We start from the raw sequence: 21012 nt of genomic DNA, 5'->3' as shown, positions 1-21012 counted from the left end.
ACTTATTGGTTTTCGACTAACGTAATTGACAGTAGTTGGCGATGTAGACGGTTGTGACAATGACAGAATCTCTGGCAAAACTGCTCACCATCAAAATTTTAGAATTTAGAAAAAAACTTAGTAACCCGCCTCAGTCAGTGTAAACACTGATGGGACGGGCTTTTTGTGCGTTATATTCACCAATAATCTCTGATTTTTCCAAATAAATCGGCCAACTTGATTCGCATCAAGTTAATGGGGCCCACTTCCAGGCATAATGAATACATAAACAAGGAACGAAACATTGAAGCCAAGCAAATCAAGAAAGGATCGTTATCTTATGGCATTCCAACGTTATATTTATGCTCACACTAATCCCATTACCTTCTGGTCGGCCGGACTCATCATCCTCGGCTTTCTCAACACCTGGTTCACCAAGGTGCCTTACGTAACCGACACCGCCTGGATCATCGCCTCCGTCATCGCCGCTGCGCCCATCGTTTTACGGGCCATCAGCGCGCTGAAGGCCAAGGTCTTCAGTATTGAACTCTTAGTTGGTATCGCCGTTATCGGGGCGTTTGCCATCGGTGAATTCGAAGAATCAGCCATTGTGACTTTCTTATTCCTCTTCGGATCTTACCTGGAACAAAAGACGCTGGCCAAGACGCGGGGCGCGATTCAATCTCTGACCGAAATGGCGCCTACTACGGCACTGCTGGTCAACGCTGACGGTGGCACCGAAGAAGTCGACGTCGATGATTTGGAAGAGGGCAACGTGGTCTTAGTCAAGGCCGGGGGCCAAGTGCCCGTCGATGGTAAAGTCGTCAACGGTACTGGCTACGTCAACGAATCCTCCATTACCGGTGAATCTCGGCCCATCAACAAGGCCAACGGTGATGGCGTCTACTCCGGTGCCATGGTCGAAAGTGGGACCTTACAGATTGAAGCGACCCAAGTTGGGGACGAAACGACCTTCTCCAAGATTATCGAACTGGTCGAAGAAGCCCAAGACACCAAGTCACCAGCCGAAAAGTTTATTGATAAATTTGCCCAATACTATACGCCGGCCGTTCTGGTCATTGCCATTCTGGTCTACGTCTTCTCTCAAGATTTACGGTTAGCCATCACGGTTCTGGTTCTGGGTTGCCCTGGGGCCTTGGTTATCGGTGCCCCCGTCTCCAACGTGGCTGGGATCGGTAACGGTGCGAAGAATGGTATCCTGATTAAGGGTGGCGACGTGGTCGATAGCCTCTCCAAGGTTGATACGATTGTTTTCGACAAGACCGGGACCTTAACGACGGGTAAAATGGACGTTGCCGGCATGAAACAATACACGGACGACGACAGTCTGCTGGGTGCGGTCGCTCAGGTTGAACAAACCTCCGACCATCCACTGGCCACGGCGATCACCACGCATCTGGCCGGTAAAATGGACAGCGATGCCCCAACCATGACCACGGAAACCATCAAGGGTCGCGGCATGATTGGTCAATGGCACGATGCACCCCTCTACGTTGGGAACGCCGCCTTATTGAAGGACAACGGCATTGATTTAACCGACGCCCAACTGGTTGATTTACACGACATGCAAGACGACGGCCAATCCACCGTATTAGTTGGTTACCAAGGCAAACTGGCCTTCATTCTCGGCATCGCTGACACGGTTCGGACCGAAGTCCCTGCCGCCCTCGCTGCTCTGAAGCGTCAAGGAATCAAGCACCTAGTTATGTTAACCGGTGACAACCAAGCCACCGCCCAGGCTGTTGCGGAATCCCTGGGTATCGATGAAGTTCACGCCGACTTACTCCCAGCCGACAAGGTTACCTTCGTTAAGAAATTCCAAGACATGGGTCGCAAAGTGGCCTTCGTCGGTGACGGGATTAACGATAGCCCGTCCCTCGCAACCGCTAGCGTCGGCATCGCCATGGGTGGTGGGACCGACGTCGCCATTGAAACGGCGGATGTGGTCCTGATGCAATCCAGTTTCACCGCGCTGAATCACGCGGTTGGCTTAGCCAAGAAGACGGCGGCCAACACCAAGGAAAACATCACCATCGCCATTGCCACAGTGCTCTTCTTGCTGATTGGCCTGGTCTACGGCTACATCTACATGGCCAGTGGGATGTTCGTCCACGAAGCCTCCATCCTCGTCGTTATCTTCAACGCGATGCGCCTGATTGGTTACCATCCCCACGTTGACAAGCCAACGAAGCAACCCGTTCAACAGTTGGCCACGAACTAAAGCATTTAAAACAGTTGAATAGAAGTCAAAAAGGGCCACCAAACGTTGCGTTAACCGCGTTTGGTGGCCCTTTTAATGGTTGATTTCGCGTTTCTTTTTAGCCGTAATCGTTGATGATTCCGGAGAAGTACGACTTGCCGTTGACCGTGTAATTGTCCCAGCTACCACCCCAATAGTCATCGCCAAAGGAACGTTGACCGGTCGTTTTCAGATTTTTAATCTTAATCTGATACGTGTGCTGGCCAATCTTTTTGCCGGGTAGTCCTTTGACGTATTTGTTATAGCGAACCGTGGTGGTGTTGCCCTTCACCGTGGTCTTGGTCATCTTGGCCGAGGCGGTTGGCTTGTAGACTTCCATCCCGTTGCCAAATTTAACCTGCATGGTTCCCCCATTATCGTATTTATTCATGGCCGCGCGACTGTAGTATTGGATATAGTTATCCAGCGTCAGATAAAACATAGGAGACGCAAAACTGCCGTTGCGGTCGACTTCAAACCCATTTCCTTGTCGCAGGACCGTGCCGCGAATCGGCGCCTTTAGGCTGACCTTTTTGAAGTTGGCCTTCGTGAGGGGCACTGAATCCGTCATGGTAAATGCCAAGTTTTTCAGCCGATTGTAGTGCACCGCTCCGGACGTAAATGAAGCCTTAACGACTGGACTGCCCTGGTTCTGCGTGGAGCTCATCACAAACAGTAAGGACCCCTTCTTCTTGAGCAACGGGCGATAAGTCCGGCCGTGCTTCTGCGAGATTCCCACGTAAACGTTACGTTTAGCCCGGACGTACGTGCCAAACTGCGGTTTCAAATACTTGCTGGATGCCTGGGCCGTCGTGGTTGTCGTAGCGATTCCCATCCCCACGAGCGCACCGGCTAATACGGCCCCCGTAGCCAGTTTACCTCTAAGATTTAACAATGCTAATTACCCCCTAGAATATATGTGTTACACAACCATTGTACAGCGTGACGAGCCGTTCAATGCGATTTATTTCAAAAAAAGTGAGAGCCAACGTTCCTTCCCAGAACGTTGGCTCTCACCCGTTAATCTCTGTTATTCAGTTAAAACTCAAGCTTACTTCGTGAACGTCCACTTAGCAGCTGGGGCAACGCCGGCCTTAACGGCAACGACCTTGTTCTTGCTGTTAACGATCTTGAACTTCTTAGCAGAAGTGAACCGTAAGTAGAGCGTCTTGGACGTCTTGGAACCCTTAGGCGTGTAAGTAATCTTCCAGAACGTAGGGGTCTTGGCATCTACACTGTACTTGGCGTAAGAAACCAACGTCTTAACCTTCTTACCATTCTTGTAGAGGTATTGGTTAAAACCAGTCTTTTGGCTGAAGACCATCTTTTGAGAATACTTGTTAGCCGTGTTGGACTTCCAAGTTCCAGTAGGCGTCTTTACCGTAAAGCTAGCAGCCTTCTTGGTTGTGGCTTTCTTAGTAGCAGTCGTCTTTTTAGTTGTTGTCTTTTTAGCAGTTGTCTTCTTAGTCGTGGTCTTCTTGGTCGTTGCCTTCTTAGTGGCAGCGGCTTGAACCCGGATAATCCGGTAGAAGGACGTCTTGGTCTTTGGGTTCGTGGCGTAAACGTAAACGTTGGCGTTCTTCTTCAACGTCTTCGCTAACTTAACCGTGTATTTGCCAGTCTTCTTAGAAGCCGTTGCGCTCCCAAGGTTAGCCTTAGCGTTCTTGCTCTTCTTAACCGTGATCTTAGACCCTTTAGTGGCCGTCCCCGTGATCGTCTTCGAACTGCTGTAGACCGCCTTAACACTTAAGTTAGGCCCCACATGCGTTGCGGCATGTGCCGTCGTAGCGGGCGTAAGCGCCGTAGCGGGAACCGTAGCACCAATCGTAAATAACGTGACTAAACCAGTCATCGCAACCATAAATTTCTTCATTGTTTTCCTGACCCCTTATAATGGCCGGCAAAAGTACCGGCGAAGTATTTTATAACCGCCTTGTAGTATAACAGATTTTGGGCTAATTAGTGACAAATTTATAATCAGGTGGCGGCTTCTTTAACAACACTTAAAACAAATTAACCTGTTATCCATTCTTTAGCCGCGGATTAGCCAGGCATCCCCGGTACATCAGCCTCACACGCGAGTGCTTGATTTTTACTGGCAGCGCTTTCGCATTGTGTTAAGCTAAGGCTGTACGCCCTCGGTTTTATCCCGATTTGTAACACAGCTTATCAGAAAAGGAGTGTGGTTCTCTTATGAAAATTAATATCCTGGACACTGCCGAATACGCCGAAATTAAGATGAACGCCACCGCCACTATTCAAGCGGCCATTGATCAATGTGCCGCCGCAGCTGGCGGTGAGGTCACCATTCCCAGCGGGCAGTACATCATTGATGGCCTCCAGCTCAAGACTGGCGTGACGCTAAGTCTCGAAGCGGACGCCATTCTGCAGGGCAGCGGTCATGAGACCCGGTACACCCATCGGCCCGGTCCCTTCGAACTGAACCGCAATCAAACGCCGATTTCTGCCCTGATTTACGCCAAGGGTCAGCGCAACATCGGGATCACCGGTGAGGGCCAGATCGACGGGAACTATCGCGCCTTTATCTATCCCGACCAGACCGCGGCCGTCCATCTTAAATCCTACAAATATCCCCGACCCATGACCATCTACTTTGAAAATTGTACCAACGTCACCCTCCAACAACTGACCATCACGGACGCCCCCTTCTGGACGATCCATCTGGTGGGTTGCCACAACACGGAGATTAGCCACATTGCCATTCACAATGAACTACGCATGCCGAATACGGATGGTATCGACGTTGATCGTAGCCAGAACACCTACATCCACGACTGCGAAATCATCACCGGTGACGACGCCATCTGTCCCAAATGTACGGAAGAAACCGCCCAATATGGGAATTGTACCGACCTACTGGTGGAAAATTGTTTCTTAAAGACGCAGAGCGCCGCCGTAAAATTCGGTAGCAGTAGCTTCGGCAACTTTGAGAATTGTCAGTTTCGCCACCTGACCATCAAAGATACCAACCGCGGACTGGCCTTCCAGCTTCGCGATCCCGGGAGCGCCAGCAACATTCGGTTTGAGGACATTACGATTGCGACCAAGCCGTACAGTCAAGAGTGGTGGGGCGCCGGTGAGCCAATTTACATCACGCTTCTTCCACGAGATGCGACCACCGACCTTAGCCAGCAGACCATTCGCAACGTCATCTTCAAAAATATCACGTGTGAAGCTGACAACGGTATTCTGGTCGCCGCCGACGTTCCCGCCGCGCTGAACCAGATTACCTTTGAAGACGTGACACTTACCCTCCGACACAACGTCGAGACCCCCGTGGCCTTCGACCTGCGTCCCTGGCAAGGCGCGGCGAAGATCTATCGGCCGCTGCGGTTAGTAACCAATCTGGCGGGGGCCGACCTGACCTTTAGGAACGTCCAGGGACGGTTCCCGAATCGGTTGACGGTAACGTTGCCGTAATTAAAAATCAAAATGTTTGTATCCCCCTCACAAAAAGTCTATCTTAATCATCAGACAAAAAATAAAAGGGTGGTTCGATATTTGATGGAAAAAACATTTACTTTCGATAATGAGCTAACAGTCAATCGCTTGGGCTACGGCACCATGCAGCTCCCTGGCAAGGGTGTCTGGGGGCCTTCCGCCGATCCCGACAACGCACCTAAGGTAATTGAGACGGCGATCGACAACGGCGTCAACTTCATTGATACCGCCGATGCATACGGTCCCTTCTATTCCAACCTGTACTTACGGACCGCGTTACAAGCGCGTCCGGACAGCCACGTCATGGTGGCCACCAAGGTCGGTCAAACCCGTCAAGGTCCCGACCAATGGACGCCAACCGGTGTGCCCGCCTATCTGCGCCAACAGGTTGAACTCAACCTATTCACGTTAGGCCTCGACCACCTCGACTTACTCCAACTTCACCGGGTTGACCCTACGGTACCGTTTGAAGACCAGATTGGCGTCCTCAAGGACATGCAAGACGAGGGAAAGATTAAGCACATCGGGCTCAGCCAGGTCTCCGTTGACCAACTCAAGGCCGCCCAGAAGATCACTCCGATCGCTTCCATTCAAAACATGTACAACCTCAGCAATCGCAAGGATGAAGACGTCTTAGACTACGCCGAATCCCAACACATTGCCTTCATCCCGTGGTTCCCACTCGCGACCGGTCAGCTCATCACCAACCCAACGCTGACCAACATTGCCAAGAAGTACGATGCCTCACCGGCACAAATTGCCTTGGCCTGGTTACTGAAGCGTTCCGACGTGATTCTGCCTATTCCCGGGACCAAGTCCAACGAACATGAATTACAAAACATTCAGGCCCAAAACATCGACCTCAGTCAAGCCGACTTCGATGCCTTGAAAGCCTTAGCCGACTAGTCACTTAGCAAGTTCAGGCAACTTACTGGTGGGCCGCTGAAAATGCTGACGGCCCGCAATGACGATGCCCCGCAAAAATTTTTCATGAAAGTAATGACCTTCATCAACTCGTCCAACGTTACTTGGGCGAGTTTTTTTGTTAGACTATGGGTGATAGCGATTTCATAGTCAGCGTTGGTCTGGCCCGCTTCCATGAGTTTTCAGTCATGACGATTTGGCTTTCATGAAAACGAATAAATCGTGAAATCGTTGTTTTCACAGCATTGCAACCGGTTGTCTATTTTTTAAATTCTTGGTTTAAAAAGGTCGCATTTCACGACAAAGGGGCGTATAATAACTTCCGAAGTGGTCTAGACATACTTTCTGGACAACTCGCGGATTCCCGAATGGTTGCCCCCATTCGTGGATAACCGGTGTAACAGTCAATTTTTGGTAGACACTGCTCATATAACGGATTTAAACACTTAAGGAGTGACGATCTCGTGGCAACTGAACGTAAAGCTGTATTTCTATTCTTCGGGGGTACTGGTGACTTAGCTTACCGGAAACTCTACCCAAGTCTCTTTAATCTCTATCGCAAAGGTAACTTGCGATCCCATTTCGCCGTCATCGGGACTTCCCGGGCTAAGATGGACGATGATAAGTTCCGCGCAGCCATCAAGAAATCTCTGGCTGACAGTGGTAACCGGACAGATTCTAAAGAAGCCAACGACTTTGTTTCCCATTTCTACTATCAAGACCACGATGTGACCGACACGGCCCACTACGCCGTCTTGAAGGAACTCATGGACAAGTTAGACAAGAAGTACAAGGCAGAAGGCCACCGGATTTTCTACCTGTCAATGGCGCCACAATTCTTCGGCACGATTGCCCAAGACTTGAAGACCCAAGGCTTACTGTCCGACGACAAGGATGCCTTCAACCGTCTGGTGATTGAAAAGCCATTCGGTCGGGACTATGATTCCGCTAAGTTATTAAACGATGCCTTAAGCAAGTCCTTCGACGAAAACCAGATCTTCCGAATCGACCACTACTTGGGTAAGGAAATGATTCAAAACATCGAAGCCCTGCGTTTCGGTAACACCTTGGTTGAATCATTGTGGAACAACCGGTACATCGACAATATTCAGGTTACGTTGTCTGAAAAATTAGGTGTTGAAGAACGGGCTTCTTACTATGATAACAGTGGGGCTTTACGGGATATGGTTCAAAACCACATCATGCAAATCGTTTCCCTGTTAGCCATGGAACAACCCGTAGCCTTTACCGACACCGATATTCGGGCTGAAAAAGTCAAGGCCTTACGAAGTCTCCGCGTTTACAACGTTGCCGACGCCGCCACTAACTTTGTTCGCGGTCAATACGGCGCCGTCAACGAACAAGCCGACTACCGTCATGAAGACAATGTTCCTCACGACTCTACGACTGAAACGTTCGTTGCCGGGAAATTGTTGTTCGACAACTACCGTTGGTCTGGTACCCCATTCTACATTCGGACTGGGAAGATGCTGGCCGACAAGTTCACCCGGGTCGACGTCGTCTTCAAACGGCCACTCGTGGATATCTTTGCCTTTCCACAGAGCCAAAATACGCCACTGGCTGCCAACGTCTTAACGATCTTCGTTGAACCACACGCTGGCTTCTCTCTGCAACTGAATGCCAAGACCAACGACACCGGCTTCTCAACGGAACCTATCAAGTTGGACTACCTGGTTGACGCCCAGAAGTCGAAGGACACGCCAGAACCTTACGAACGTCTCCTGCATGACGTCTTGAAGGGCGATGGGACCAACTTCTCCAGTTGGCCAGAAGTTTCCTACGCTTGGAAGTTCGTGGATCAAATCCGTCGTGTTTGGGACTTACAAGAACCACAATTCCCGAACTACACGCCACATTCCATGGGCCCAGCCGCCGCTGAAGAACTTATTCAACGCGACCACCGCGAATGGGTTTACCGTTTGAATAACTAATTTAATTCATCTGACAACAAAGCCTTACGCCGATCATCGTTGCGATGACTGACGTAAGGCTTTTCTGTTTATTTCAAGAGTTGACAGCACTCATTCATAACATCTATGCTAACCGCAACTATCTCACGGAGGTCTTTCACATGGAATTTAACGTTCAACGCGACGGCCTAACTCTAGCCGGGATTTACGAACCCGCTCCACAGCCTAACGGCACCATCGCCATCCTCATGCACGGCTTTACCGGCAATCGCGGCTACACCCCCATCGAACTTCTGGTTCAATTGGCCGCGCGCCTGCGTGCCGTGGGAGTGGGCACCGTACGCTTCGACTTTAACGGTCACGGCCACAGCGATGGGCATTTCGCCGACATGACGGTTCTCAACGAAATTGCCGACGCCCAAGCCGTTTTAACCGCCGTCCAAGCGCGGCTGCATCCCCAGCACATCGACCTGCTCGGCCACTCCCAGGGTGGCGTGGTCGCCAGCATGTTGGCGGGCTATTATCCCGATCTGATTCACAAGCTGGTGTTGATGGCGCCCGCCGCCACGCTCAAGGATGACGCGCTGGCCGGCCATACACGCGGACTGGACTACGATCCCCACCACATTCCAGCAAGCCTCCCCTTAACCGAAGACTTGACGCTCGGCGGCTTTTATCTGCGGACGGCTCAGCTGCTCCCAATTTACGAAACGGCCCAGGCCTTCACGGGCCCCGTCTGCCTGATTCACGGCGATGCGGACCAGATTGTCGCTCCCAATGCTTCCGAGCGTTACGATGCCGTCTACCAAGACAGTACCCTTCACCTGCTTCCCGGTGCCAGTCACCGACTAGACGGTGATGCCCGTCCAACCGTTTTGCAGTTAGCCACCGACTTTATTGGCAATTAGCCTACCAATCGATTCAGTGCTTGTTTGTCCATTCGAATGTGGGGCGTGCTGTGAAAATTAAAGACTGCGCCCTGTGCCTGGTACCCGAACTTTTCGTAGAATCCCCGCTTATCGACCTGGGCCTCAATGCTGATGGGCAGCCCCGGATAGTCGCGGCCAATCTCGGCTTCAATCTGCGCCATGAGTTGGCGACCCAGGCCCTGACCACGAACTTCGGGAATGGTCAGCACGCGGCCAAACGTCACGTGGCCCTGTTCCGTAAAGATACGGGCATACGCGACCAGCCGACCGTCTTGAAAACCCATCACGTGGTGGGCAACGGGATCGGTTTCGTCAATTTCTTGGTAAACGCGATCTTGGGCAACCACAAATGTCCTAATACGTTCATATGCAACTTTATACAAATTTTCTGCTGATAGCTCCGCAAAAGTATTTATCATCCATTTCACTGTCATGTTCGGCCTTCTTCGTGTTAAAATATGTGTACTAGCATCCCATATTTTAATTTCAAACGCAACTAAAAGGAGAAACTATGCCTAATTCTTTTCGCAGCATCGGTCTGATTGCCCGCGCCACCTCGGAGATCGGCAATCAACTTTTCCAACGGGCCGACTTGCAAAACAACCAATTTATCTACCTTATGCGGATTGTCGAAAACCCCGGCATCACCCAAACTGACCTGGCCACACAACTCTATGTCGACCCGTCAACTTGCCTGCGTGCCGTGCGCAAGCTCATCGATCATCAGTACGTGACGCGCCAAATGGATGCCCGCAATAAGAAGGCCCGACCGCTGATAGCAACTGCTAAGGGGCGATCCGTCTACCCCGAATTACAGGCGTACGAACAACAGATTTTAGCCATCGGGACCCACGGCCTATCCGCGGGCGAAGCACTTCTATTAGCGGAACTGCTCGCCAAAGTAGCGACCAATGTTCAGGAGTATCAAGCCACTCAGGACGAATAAGTTGCGGGGCAACGAAATTTTTTTACAAAAAGATTAATTATTTTGAAAAAAACCAGTCAAATCAGTTTCCTTTTAAATTGTTCAATGCTACACTAGGAGTTGGTAAAACCGAAATCAATCTTAACAAAGTAAAGGAAGGTTTCTAATGGCAGAAAAAGCTAATATTGGTGTTGTTGGTATGGCTGTCATGGGCAAGAACTTAGCCCTGAACATTGAAAGCCGCGGATACACGGTTGGTATCTACAACCGCTCCGCCAACAAGACGGAACAAGTTATGAAAGACCACAGCGAAAAGAAGTTAGTTCCAAGTTACACGGTGGAAGACTTCGTTAAGTCTCTGGAAACGCCACGGCGGATCCTCTTGATGGTTAAGGCTGGTAAGCCAACTGACGCCGTTATTCACGAATTACTTCCTCTGTTGGACAAGCACGATGTCCTCATCGATGGTGGGAACACGAACTTCCATGACACGATGGCACGTAACGCCGAACTGGACAAGTCCGGTATCAACTTCATCGGTATGGGTGTTTCCGGTGGTGAATTAGGTGCCTTACAAGGTCCTTCCTTAATGCCAGGTGGCCAAAAGGAAGCTTACGACTTAGTTGCCCCAATCTTAGAAAAGATCGCCGCTAAGGCTGACCAAGACGGCAAGCCATGTGTATCTTACATCGGCCCTAACGGTGCTGGTCACTACGTTAAGATGGTCCACAACGGTATCGAATACGGTGATGAAGAGCTGATCGACGAAAGCTACAACATCATGCGTAACGTTGCGGGTATCTCCATTGACAAGATGGCTGACATCTTCAAGGAATGGAACAAGGGTGAACTTGACAGTTACTTGGTTGAAATCACTGCTGACATCCTGACTCGTAAGGATGACTTAGGTGACGACAAGAACTTGTCCATCTTGGATGCCATCTTGGACCGTGGGAACAACAAGGGTACTGGTAAGTGGAGTTCTGAAGATGCCTTAGACGTTCAAGTTCCACAATCAGTCATCACTGAAGCCGTTTACGCCCGTTACATTTCTATGTTAAAGGACGAACGGGTTAAGGCTTCTAAAGTCTTAGCACCTGCTGAAAAGCAAGGCAAGGTTAACATTGGTGACGAAACTGAATTCGTTGAAAAGGTTCGCCAAGCCCTCTTCTTTGGTAAGTTAATGAGTTACGCTCAAGGCTTCGAACAACTCCGGTTTGCTTCTGAAAAGAACAACTGGGACTTGAAGTTCGGTGAATTAGCACAAATCTGGCGTGCCGGTTGCATTATCCGGGCCCAATTCCTGCAAAACATCACGGATGCCTTCGACAAGGATCCTAACTTGACCAACTTACTCTTTGATGACTACTTCAAAGAAGTTGCTGCTAAGTACCAACAATCAACGCGTGACGTTGTTGCGATGGCCGTTCAAGCTGGTATTCCTGTACCTAGCTTATCCGCTGCTATCACTTACTACGACAGCTACCGTGCTGAAGTCTTGCCAGCTAACTTGCTGCAAGCACAACGGGACTACTTCGGTGCCCACACCTACGAACGGCGTGACCGCCCTGGTGACTTCCACTACTCATGGTACGAAGAACAATAAATCATTAAATCTGATTGAAAAAGACGCCGTTATGGCGTCTTTTTTGTTGCGTTCGAAACCTTACTAAAGGTTGAAAGATAGAAAACAGCTAGGATTCCTGGTGTGACAAGGATAATAATCATTATTATGATAGTCGCGTACTGGCCGCCTTATCGTTCGCCAAATTTGGTCTGGAACGCTGTGGGAAGGATCGGGAAAAGCCAAAGTGCTGTCTTTACCCTCGCTTTGAGCCGTCAGCCCGCGTCTCAAAGACGCCATTTACCAAGAAAAATCGCTTGGTAAATCCCACGGCTGAGACCAAATTTGACTCACTCACGACTACATGAGATGTAACCAATTATTAAGCTGATCGGATGTTGCCATTCCAGCGATGTCACCACACATTTAGTGGCTTTCAACCATCGTAACCGGAGGCAGGCAGAGATGTAGGTAGCCGTGACAGCGGTGTTAGCTGTGCAACAGCTTACAGCGCGGGACGTGTTTGGAGACTGATGGTTTTTATCAGGCTTCAAACCGAGCCGGAGGACCGCTTCTCAGGCCGCAGGCGGTCCCCACAGCGCCGGAATCTCTGGCAGCCGCAGGTGGTCGGTGATGATTAATTTTATGGCGATAAGCCTTATCATCTGGGGACTGGGACATGTTCGTGAACTTTCAACCTTTAGGCCTTATTAAAAAACGGGTCGCCCTTTTCCAATTGGAAAAAGACAAACCCGTTTTTGACTTTCATTGATAAGCTTGAAGATCGATGCGTATTGACCACCTACTGCCGCGTATGGCCGCGGTAAGTCGTCCCGGCAAGATTATCCGCTAACGCCATTTGAAGCGCGTGGAGGCTCTCCCAGTGGTCAATTTCAGTAGCTAACCCCGCTTCCCACTGGGCCTTCTGTCGGCTCTTTTCGATAAACCGATCCCAGTCACGGTCCGCGGTCGTGGTATCGGCTGTCTGCCGCCACTGCGCCCATTCATTCAGGTGTTCAGCTAAAATTTCAGCTTCAGGTGGAGCGATCAGTAATTTATCAGTCATGGTCGTCGCCTCCTTTGGCAAATACGAAAGGATAGGTTACTTTCTACTATGTCTTAATTATAGCATACACAGTAAACCATTGCGACTAATAGACTTACAACCGCTGTAAAACGGTCGCAATCGGGGTGTCCCCCTGCAGGAGCGGAATCGTCTTACCAATCGTCTGGGGGGCATGGAGCGCCGCCACTAGGAAGGCCGCTAAGTCCGCCCGGGGAATACTCCCCACGGCAAGCGGATCACTCTTAACTTTCCCTGTCCCCGGGTGAAAAGATAACGCCCCGGGTTGAACGATGGTGTAATCTAGCGTGGTCTGATGCACCAGCCAATTATCCGCGTAAAATTTCGCGGCGTATAGCGGTTTAAGCGGATCGGCCCAGCGGTTACGGTCCTCAGCAAACAACATGCTAATCATCAAGAAGCGTGACACGCCGGCAATTTCCGCGGCCTGCATGGTCTTGACGGTGCCATCCAAGTCAATCAGCAAGGTCATGTCATCCTTCGTTCGCCCACCGGAACCGGCCGCAAAGATGATGGCATCACTGTCCATCAAGGCCCGTGCGATCTTCTCTGGTTTTAACAATAAGTCCAGCCGACGCACCGGAATCCCTTGATCTTCCCAATCTTCACCGTCTTCATCGGGTCGTAATCCCGCAATCGGGGCATCCCCTCTCGCCTTCAATTGGGTCACGAGCTTTCGGCCGGTCTGACCGTTGGCTCCCACCACGAACACACGCATTACAGGTCACTTCCTTCATCAATTCTTCTGTTACCAGTATACACTAGTTCGTGATTGATCTTGAGCGCCGAAAGAACCCGCTAATCTCATCCCCATCAGCGCAGAAAAGACAATGATAGCGTTTTAATTGATTTACACCAAAAAAATTTAGGTGAGTTTCCTTTACGCACGGCCAAAATGTGCCATAATAAAAAAGGGGCACCGATCGACTAACGACCGATACTCACGGCAACACAGAATTTGAGGAGGTCTCCACTTTGCAAAACCAAGATTTAACGATTACCGATCTGGACGAACACGCCCAATTAACCGCGCTTACTGATTTCGTCCACTTCTATCTTGAACATTATCGGACCAACGATCTCGAAATCTTATCACAGTTCAAAGTCGACTATGCCATGAACGATATCAACATGTACCTTTACGCGAACCGGAACTTCAGCCCAGACCAACTGGCTAGTGGCGTCCTGACTTACGAAAAGGGCCTGTTCATGGCGATTATAAAGACCATTAACCTACCCTTCAACGAAAATGGCTCACTCAAGGAAAACACTTGGGACGGCTGGTATCAACAAGAATACGCTAAGATTCCGCAAGGCAAATAGGCCTTGGCGGAATCCCCGCTCCCCACAAGACGCGATGAGTACCCTCGGTGCTGGCCGCGTTTTTTCGTGGAATTAATGAATTCGTTTTCATTTAACGGCAAAGAACCGTATACTTAAAGGTGACAACTAATGGTGTACGTAGACGTTCAGCTTATGTGATCGTACACCAGATTGATTAATGGAGGTATTTCTATGTATTTAGCAGATGCACACCGTTACGACGCCATGCAATACCGGCGTAGCGGCAACAGTGGCCTCAAGCTCTCCGCAATTGGCTTGGGCTTCTGGCACAATTTTGGGAGTGTCGATCCCTTCGACAATCAACGGGCCATCGTCCACACGGCCTTCGACGCGGGGATTACTTACTTTGACTTAGCAAACAACTACGGTCCGGAACCCGGCAGCGCGGAGACCAACTTTGGGCGGATTATGGCTCGCGACATGCGGCCTTACCGCGATGAAATGGTGATTACCTCCAAGGCCGGTTACCTGATGTGGCCCGGACCTTACGGCGAATGGGGCTCTCGGAAAAACATTATCGCCAGTGCCAACCAGAGTCTGAAACGGCTCCAATTGGACTACGTGGATATCTTCTACTCCCACCGTCCCGACCCGAATACACCGCTGGAGGAAACGGCGCTGGCCCTCGACCACTTGGTCCATCAGGGTAAGGCGCTTTACATCGGAATTTCCAACTACAATCCCCAACAAACCCAGGAAATTAAGGCAATCTTTGACGACTTACATACACCATACATCGTGCACCAGAGTCGCTACAGCCTGTTCGACCGGCACATTGCGGATAATGGCTTGTTGAAGACGTTGGCCGAAGACCAGACCGGCCTGGTTACCTTTAGTCCCCTAGCCCAAGGCCTACTGACCGACCGCTACTTAAATGGGATTCCGGCCGATTCGCGGGCCCACCGGTCATCCAGTCCCTTCCTGCACGAGGACAACGTGGAACACACAATTACAACGGTGAAGGCGCTCAATGAGATTGCCCAGCAACGCGGCCAGTCCCTCGCTCAGATGGCCATTGCATGGCTGCTCAGCCAGCCCGTGGTCACCTGTGTCCTTGTGGGTGCCAGCCGTCCCAGTCAGCTACAGGACAACCTGAAGGCCTTTGCCAACACCACGTTTAGTGCTGACGAAATCGAGCAGATTCAGCAGTTACTGGACGCAATGCCGCAAGCATAGGTCGTTTTAAACATAACGTGGTCACCTCAACAACGAGATGACCACGTTTTTTAAATCATTATTAGACAAGTTTAAATCTTACCAACCAAATCCGTCCCCGGATTCAAGGTCTGTTCGCCCTTATGCCAGTTGGCCGGGCAAACGCGATCGCCGTGTTCCGCAACGAATTGGGCCGCGGTCAACGTCCGCAGCACTTCCGCGGCATTGCGGCCGATACCCATATCATTAATGGTATATGAACGGACCTTACCCTCGGGATCAAGGATGAAGACGCCCCGGTAGGCCTGCCCCGCATCTTCGTCCAGCACATCAAAGTGACGGGCCAAGACCCCGGCCGGATCGGCAATCATCGGATAGATGACTTGGCCGACTTCGGTACTCTGTTCGTGCCAAGCCTGATGGACAAACTCGGTATCCTCGGAAACACTATAGATTTCTGCATTATTTTGTTTGAATTCTGAATAGTGAGCCGCCAAGTCCCCTAGCTCCGTGGGGCAAACAAATGAAAAATCGGCTGGGTAAAAGAAGATGATGGACCAGTGGCCTAACAGGTCATCCCGCGTTAAGGCCTTTACCTCGCCATTCTGAAACGCATTTACAGTAAAATCGGGTAATGCTGAACCAATAAAATTCATGATACTAACTCCCCTCATTTGGCAAATTTCGAATCATCCTTAGCATACCCGCTTGGCTAGCCAAAATCAAGAATGATTCTAAACTAGAAAAGGAATTACCAGCTCCGCGTCTTTATTAATAGTTTGTTATTATAATTATTATACGTTTTTCATGAGGCTTTCTGGTTGCAATTTTTCAGAAAATACTGTAAAGTATGATTATAGAATAAATCAGAAGCTGTTAGGTGAGGCTCCTATACGGAAAACGCTACTGCTCAGAAACGTCGAGAAACGCCAATGAGTCAGCTGTGCAGGTCAAATTAAGGCCTGTTCTAATGTAGCTGTTAAAGAAACACTAACTACGCCGTATAGTGCTAAAACTCAACGACTGGCTATCAGTTCACACACGCTTTTTAATGTGCGCTTAGCTAGTCGTGGCTAAGCGCTTTTAATTTATTCGCAGTTGTTACTGTCGATTAGATTATAGGAGGTGATTGAACATGACAACGCAGCATATAGATGACCCTGGAGCGTGTTATCACTCGCCGGTGGGAAAGTTGCAGTCAGTTCACGCCTCTTGGTTGACGCTTTGAGGAAAACTGCCCTCTAGCTTTCCCTTTCCCGGACCCCGTAGCTTGATGCGGAGGTTCGACTGGTAGACTTTAAACTGAATCAACTGGCCACTTTAACTCAGCCGCTGTCGGCGTTGTACCCGACTGAATCGCGGCTGACCTTCCCGAATTCGTTCGTGTGCCGGTGGGATTCAAACCACTTAATGGAAAACGCAAGCTAGAGTTACTCAGTTTTTCTCGGCCCTATGACAACTATAATGCATTGACGTGCTAGTTAAATAGCCGCTTCACCGTTGGGGGAACCTAACTGGGGAGGAAGACATTCGTAACTGACGCCGATTCAACTAGGCTGGTTTTTAAGCTCTAATAGTCGATATGAACATGACACAATTCCAAAAAACTAATCCTGATTATCACGTGTTGTGGTAACGCCATGGGCTGATGGGAATCACCCCGCAAGGTTACTCGAACACCGTTAATCTGGTTTCTGCCATTATCAATAGCCCCCGTCATTCACGCAGAATGATGGGGGCTATTTTGATGCATCACTTAATTTCGCCGGGAGGCCCGTGGCAAGTCTAAAGCCGGCCATCAGCCATAAACTATCGGCACTAGTAATTCGAAGATTAATGCGAGCGCACAAACAACCGTCATAAAATTGACGCCATTTCTCTGGTAGGACTTGTACGTCAGGTATCCCCAGAGACTGTCTAACAGGATAAAGACCAATACGTCCATCCCCCCTTTTTGCCATGATCTACGCAAGGTTTCGGCTTGTTGCTGTATGTAATGCAGTTGAACATCTTCAGGAACTAGTCGTCATCATCGACCGTGAAGTCATACTTGACCGCCCCATTCTCCGTAATGTACAAATAGCGGTCCGTATTCTCGGGATTCATGAACTCTACGCGGACATCCTTCAAGTCGGTGGGCATTAGCGGGGACATGGCCGTGGAAATCTTCTTGAATTTACCAACGTATGGCGACAAGCTGTCCAGATCACCGTACCCGGAAACGCTGTCCTCGGCCCGGTCGTACAGCCGGGTCCCCGACTTGGCTTCCATGGTCAATTCATTATCACTTTTATCGTAATAAACCGAAACGTTGCCACTGCCTAAATACTTCGCGGCCACGCCATCCCCTATGTCGGCAATCTCTTGTTCCGTCAGGTGGTTACGCTTGTAGGTGCTGTAGCCATAATAGCCGCCAACGCCTAGCGCCATCACAACCACCGCGCCAATCACTAGCAGGAGCGCTCGTAGCCCATGACTGGCGACTGGCGCTGCCGGTTGTGTGAACTGGGTCTGAGGTTGTCCTGCAGGTTGTGGCACCCTCGTGGGTTGCTTATCAGTCGGGGGTGTGGCGGTCGATGCAACGGCAGCGGTCGGCCGCTGCTTCGCCCCACAATTCGTGCAGAACAGTTGGTCATCCTTTAGTTGATGGCCACATTTCGTACAATATTTCATCTTTATCACTCCATTTAAACTAAGCTAGTCCACCGCCTGCAGGTGTCGAATTTCCCGCAAGCCGGCGTTGATTAACACGAGAATGACCACCCACGCCACCACAATCAGCAAGCCGAGTTTGGCCAGCTCGGGCAGCGGTAAGGGCATGTCCCACAAGGCATGTAGACAGACAGTTAGGCCCAAGAAGCGTAGAAAGCGGCCGTCTTGAAACGCCGTCATCGTCAGCGGTTGTGCGCCCTTCACCATCACCAGGGCCGCACCGTTGATCGCGCCCCACACCGTATGGGTTCCGAGTGCGCCCACACTGCGTAACAGCAAGACGCCGAGACCGAAGTCTTCAGCGTACCCCGCCGTTTCGAAGGTCGCGAAACCAGCACCAATCGCCGCCCCAATCAGTAACCCATTCAGGATAAAGCGGGCTTGCGTGCGTTTGACATAGTACGCAATCATCACTAACTTTCCCACCTCTTCAATCACGGCAATCACGATCGCTGTCACCACGGTTAAATTTTGAATATTAACGACCTGATAAAGGACCATGCTGGTTAGTACCGAGGACACGCCGCCGACCATAAAAATTTTAGTCACCTTGAAGAGACTGAGGTTGCGGAACGTATTAATTTCAAAAAACATGATCAATAGCGAAAACGGGACGGCCAAGGCGCTCATGAAAATCAGACCGTTATACATCTTCTCACCGTCAAATAGAAACAGGCTCCCCGCTAGAATGGCGATTGTGAGGCCGAACACGGCCAGCACCCGCGTAAACAGCCAGGGCTGAACCGGCGAGGCACTCACCACCGTTAACGATGGCGTGGTCGTCCGCGTTCCGCCGATGAAGAGCGCCTCCGCCTCGGCTTCCGTGTGGGATTTAAAGACCTCACTGAATATGCTCCCCAGCTTAATCGGGACTTTGCGCCGCTGACCTGTCCAACTATTCAATTGCGCCGTGGCGGAGTCCAGCAGGTTGGTCTTGGCCTGCGGCTGTGGCGAGGCAGTCGCGGTCGTGTCCTGAAAGGCGCGGAGATCGTAGCCACACCGTGGGCAGAATTTAACGCCTGGTTGCTCTTGATGCCCACAGTGCGGACAAAATAGTTGATTAGCCATGATTGTCACCTAGCCGAAACGGTTGGCGGTTTGGTCGCCGGCTTTAAGCAATAAGACCAGAACGTAAATGCTACCAATGATTGGAATCAAGCTCCATAGGCAGGCCCAGCCAGAATGATTACTGTCATGTAACCGTCGAACTAAGCTGGTCAGGTTTGGCAAAAGTAGTGCAATTCCTTCAAAGTAATAGGGAACATAACTTCCAGTAGCATAGGTTAGTATCCCGGCTACCAGGGCAATGAGCACCGCCGCCAAGTAAGACCACCAATAGTTCGCCCGACTCATTCGACCACTAAAGTTGACATAATTGACGAAGTACTGCTTGGTTGCGCCAATGAATCCCAGATTACTCTGATAGTTACCGTCTGGGTTGCCCGCAGTCGTTCGGGACAGCGGCGGCACCGTGGTTATCGCTTGGGGGACCGCCTGAACGGGCGCCCCCGCCGCTGTTCCAGGGACCACTCTTGCCTGTAAATTAAACCCACACTTGGGACAAAAGAGGGCCCCCTCCTCAATCTGAGCACCGCATTTTGGACAAAAATTCATGATCTTACCTCCCATTTTGTTTCACTTTTGCAAGCACTTGTATCGACTTTCATCTTCAACCGGTCCGGTGAGTGATCGCCGTTGTCAACACGCCAATCCCAACGGGCACCTAGCCTAAATCAAAATTCATCTCACAACAATCGTGATTAGCCACTGTTCACAAAAGTTAACTTACCATTAAGTATAAGTCGGTTGTTTTACTTTTGCAATCGCTTTTGCCTTTTTTTACGCCTCGATGCCTAGGCCCCACCAAGGATTCGTTGCTATACTAGTTAGATATAAATGGGGTGAAAACGATGCCGGAACCAACGTTTGGCGAAAAAATTAAAGAAATTCGACTTAGCAAAGGTGATTCCATTCGCAAGATTGCCTTATATGCTGGTATTTCAGCATCGTACTATTCCCAAGTCGAGAACAATAAGCGTCGGGTTCCTAAGCCGACGACTCTGCGCAAGATTGCCAAGGGACTGCGGATTTCAGATGTGGCGATTTATAAATTAGCGAATCTGATTCCCGAAGACTTGTCGGCCACCGACCAACCTGCGCAAAAAAAACAACCGACGGCTAAGTCGAAACCTATAAGCGTGAAGGTGCTGGGCGTTAGCGACGCCGATACTTCCCCCGACACCTCACCCAAAATTGATCTGATTAATAGTCGGCTGAAATTACAGGTCCCCGCCAATGCCCACGTTCATACCCAGTTATCTCAGTACAGCGTGACACGGGCGGATCTCACTTGGCTACGAATCACGGAGACCAACCTCCTATCGCTCGGTATTTTAAAGGGTGACTTGGTCGTTGTTGATACCACCATGGCGGCTACCCGCCTCGCCACTGAACACCCGAAGTTAGTGGCCGTGAATCTTACGACGTCCAAAACCACCGTTCGTCGCGCCATCCCGGTGACCAACGATCGGGTGATGCTCACAACCGGAATGCCAAATGAACCGGCAACCTTTCTGTCCGCAAAGGCTTACGACCAGCAATTAGCGGGTGCCGTGGTTAACATTTATCGCGATGTTCATTAGAACGTAAGCACCGAGTAACTGACCGTATTGAATTGTAAATTAAAAAGAGATGGCCCGTCCTCGGTTTTTGAGGGCGGGCCATCTCTTCCATGCTTTAAGCG

19 protein-coding genes and 1 riboswitch are annotated in these 21012 nt (G+C 50.4%); of the genes, 10 read left to right on the top strand and 9 right to left on the bottom strand.

Translation table 11 applies throughout. The features are described from left to right. Nucleotides 1-319: 319 nt before the first annotated feature. Nucleotides 320-2221 (top strand): heavy metal translocating P-type ATPase, encoded by a 1902-nt coding sequence (locus HEQ50_RS04315; protein WP_168899295.1) that lies wholly within the window; start codon nt 320-322, stop codon nt 2219-2221. Between the two features lie 97 nt (nt 2222-2318). Here the strand turns inward: HEQ50_RS04315 and HEQ50_RS04310 are convergent, their stop codons facing one another. Continuing rightward, complete coding sequence (locus tag HEQ50_RS04310; protein ID WP_168899294.1) at nt 2319-3134, bottom strand: hypothetical protein; 816 nt, start codon at nt 3132-3134, stop codon at nt 2319-2321. Between the two features lie 156 nt (nt 3135-3290). Next, the gene (locus HEQ50_RS04305) at nt 3291-4112 is read right to left on the bottom strand and encodes an Ig-like domain-containing protein (protein WP_168899293.1); all 822 of its coding nucleotides are present in this window, start codon (nt 4110-4112) and stop codon (nt 3291-3293) included. A gap of 320 nt (nt 4113-4432) precedes the next feature. Between HEQ50_RS04305 and HEQ50_RS04300 the strand changes: the two genes are divergently transcribed. The 4 genes from HEQ50_RS04300 (at nt 4433) to HEQ50_RS04285 (ending at nt 9464) form a co-directional block, all read left to right on the top strand. Further along, on the top strand, nt 4433-5680 hold the full coding sequence (locus HEQ50_RS04300) for a glycoside hydrolase family 28 protein (RefSeq protein ID WP_168899292.1): 1248 nt from the start codon (nt 4433-4435) through the stop codon (nt 5678-5680). 84 nt (nt 5681-5764) lie between these two features. Further along, nucleotides 5765-6607, top strand: a complete 843-nt coding sequence (locus tag HEQ50_RS04295; protein ID WP_168899291.1) for an aldo/keto reductase — start codon at nt 5765-5767, stop codon at nt 6605-6607. A 482-nt stretch (nt 6608-7089) separates the two neighbouring features. Further along, a complete protein-coding gene (gene zwf, locus HEQ50_RS04290) occupies nt 7090-8577 on the top strand; it encodes a glucose-6-phosphate dehydrogenase (protein WP_168899290.1) in 1488 nt (495 codons plus the stop codon). A 140-nt stretch (nt 8578-8717) separates the two neighbouring features. Further along, on the top strand, nt 8718-9464 hold the full coding sequence (locus HEQ50_RS04285; RefSeq protein ID WP_168899289.1) for an alpha/beta hydrolase: 747 nt from the start codon (nt 8718-8720) through the stop codon (nt 9462-9464). Here HEQ50_RS04285 and HEQ50_RS04280 read toward each other — a convergent pair. Next, nucleotides 9461-9919, bottom strand: a complete 459-nt coding sequence (locus HEQ50_RS04280) for a GNAT family N-acetyltransferase (protein ID WP_211089198.1) — start codon at nt 9917-9919, stop codon at nt 9461-9463. The two genes, HEQ50_RS04285 and HEQ50_RS04280, sit on opposite strands and share 4 nt — an antisense overlap. A 77-nt stretch (nt 9920-9996) precedes the next feature. On the opposite strand from HEQ50_RS04280, the gene HEQ50_RS04275 reads away from it, so the two are divergent. Both HEQ50_RS04275 and gndA read left to right on the top strand, forming a co-directional pair. After that, complete coding sequence (locus HEQ50_RS04275; protein WP_168899288.1) at nt 9997-10431, top strand: MarR family winged helix-turn-helix transcriptional regulator; 435 nt, start codon at nt 9997-9999, stop codon at nt 10429-10431. 145 nt (nt 10432-10576) lie between these two features. After that, nucleotides 10577-12016, top strand: a complete 1440-nt coding sequence (gene gndA / locus HEQ50_RS04270) for an NADP-dependent phosphogluconate dehydrogenase (RefSeq protein WP_168899287.1) — start codon at nt 10577-10579, stop codon at nt 12014-12016. Nucleotides 12017-12776: 760 nt separating this feature from the next. On the opposite strand, the gene HEQ50_RS04265 is transcribed toward gndA, so the two are convergent. Both HEQ50_RS04265 and HEQ50_RS04260 read right to left on the bottom strand, forming a co-directional pair. Next, on the bottom strand, nt 12777-13040 hold the full coding sequence (locus HEQ50_RS04265) for a hypothetical protein (RefSeq protein ID WP_168899286.1): 264 nt from the start codon (nt 13038-13040) through the stop codon (nt 12777-12779). Nucleotides 13041-13134: 94 nt separating this feature from the next. Next, nucleotides 13135-13776: an SDR family oxidoreductase gene (locus tag HEQ50_RS04260; RefSeq protein WP_168899285.1), complete on the bottom strand. Its 642-nt coding sequence runs from the start codon at nt 13774-13776 to the stop codon at nt 13135-13137. 257 nt (nt 13777-14033) lie between these two features. On the opposite strand from HEQ50_RS04260, the gene HEQ50_RS04255 reads away from it, so the two are divergent. Together HEQ50_RS04255 and HEQ50_RS04250 are read left to right on the top strand one after the other, a co-directional pair. Then, complete coding sequence (locus tag HEQ50_RS04255) at nt 14034-14381, top strand: hypothetical protein (protein ID WP_168899284.1); 348 nt, start codon at nt 14034-14036, stop codon at nt 14379-14381. 192 nt (nt 14382-14573) lie between these two features. Continuing rightward, entirely contained in the window at nt 14574-15578 is a 1005-nt protein-coding gene (locus HEQ50_RS04250; RefSeq protein ID WP_168899283.1) for an aldo/keto reductase, read from the top strand. A 71-nt stretch (nt 15579-15649) separates the two neighbouring features. Here the strand turns inward: HEQ50_RS04250 and HEQ50_RS04245 are convergent, their stop codons facing one another. The 4 genes from HEQ50_RS04245 to HEQ50_RS04230 all read right to left on the bottom strand — a co-directional run bounded on the left by HEQ50_RS04245 (nt 15650) and on the right by HEQ50_RS04230 (nt 19883). After that, complete coding sequence (locus tag HEQ50_RS04245; RefSeq protein WP_168899282.1) at nt 15650-16213, bottom strand: redoxin domain-containing protein; 564 nt, start codon at nt 16211-16213, stop codon at nt 15650-15652. Nucleotides 16214-16422: 209 nt separating this feature from the next. Further along, a riboswitch (M-box (ykoK) riboswitch) is annotated at nt 16423-16592 on the top strand. Between the two features lie 984 nt (nt 16593-17576). Next, entirely contained in the window at nt 17577-18230 is a 654-nt protein-coding gene (locus tag HEQ50_RS04240) for a zinc ribbon domain-containing protein (protein WP_168899281.1), read from the bottom strand. 24 nt (nt 18231-18254) lie between these two features. After that, nucleotides 18255-19337: a PrsW family intramembrane metalloprotease gene (locus HEQ50_RS04235; protein ID WP_168899351.1), complete on the bottom strand. Its 1083-nt coding sequence runs from the start codon at nt 19335-19337 to the stop codon at nt 18255-18257. A gap of 9 nt (nt 19338-19346) precedes the next feature. Continuing rightward, a complete protein-coding gene (locus tag HEQ50_RS04230; RefSeq protein WP_168899280.1) occupies nt 19347-19883 on the bottom strand; it encodes a DUF805 domain-containing protein in 537 nt (178 codons plus the stop codon). Between the two features lie 296 nt (nt 19884-20179). On the opposite strand from HEQ50_RS04230, the gene HEQ50_RS04225 reads away from it, so the two are divergent. Further along, entirely contained in the window at nt 20180-20911 is a 732-nt protein-coding gene (locus tag HEQ50_RS04225; protein ID WP_168899279.1) for a helix-turn-helix domain-containing protein, read from the top strand. The last annotated feature ends 101 nt before the right edge of the window (nt 20912-21012 follow it).

It is taken from the genome of Lactobacillus sp. HBUAS51381 (assembly GCF_012641095.1).
Classification (GTDB): domain Bacteria; phylum Bacillota; class Bacilli; order Lactobacillales; family Lactobacillaceae; genus Levilactobacillus.
Note: the sequence above shows the minus strand (reverse complement) of the source record. Positions and strands in the feature narration are given on the sequence as shown.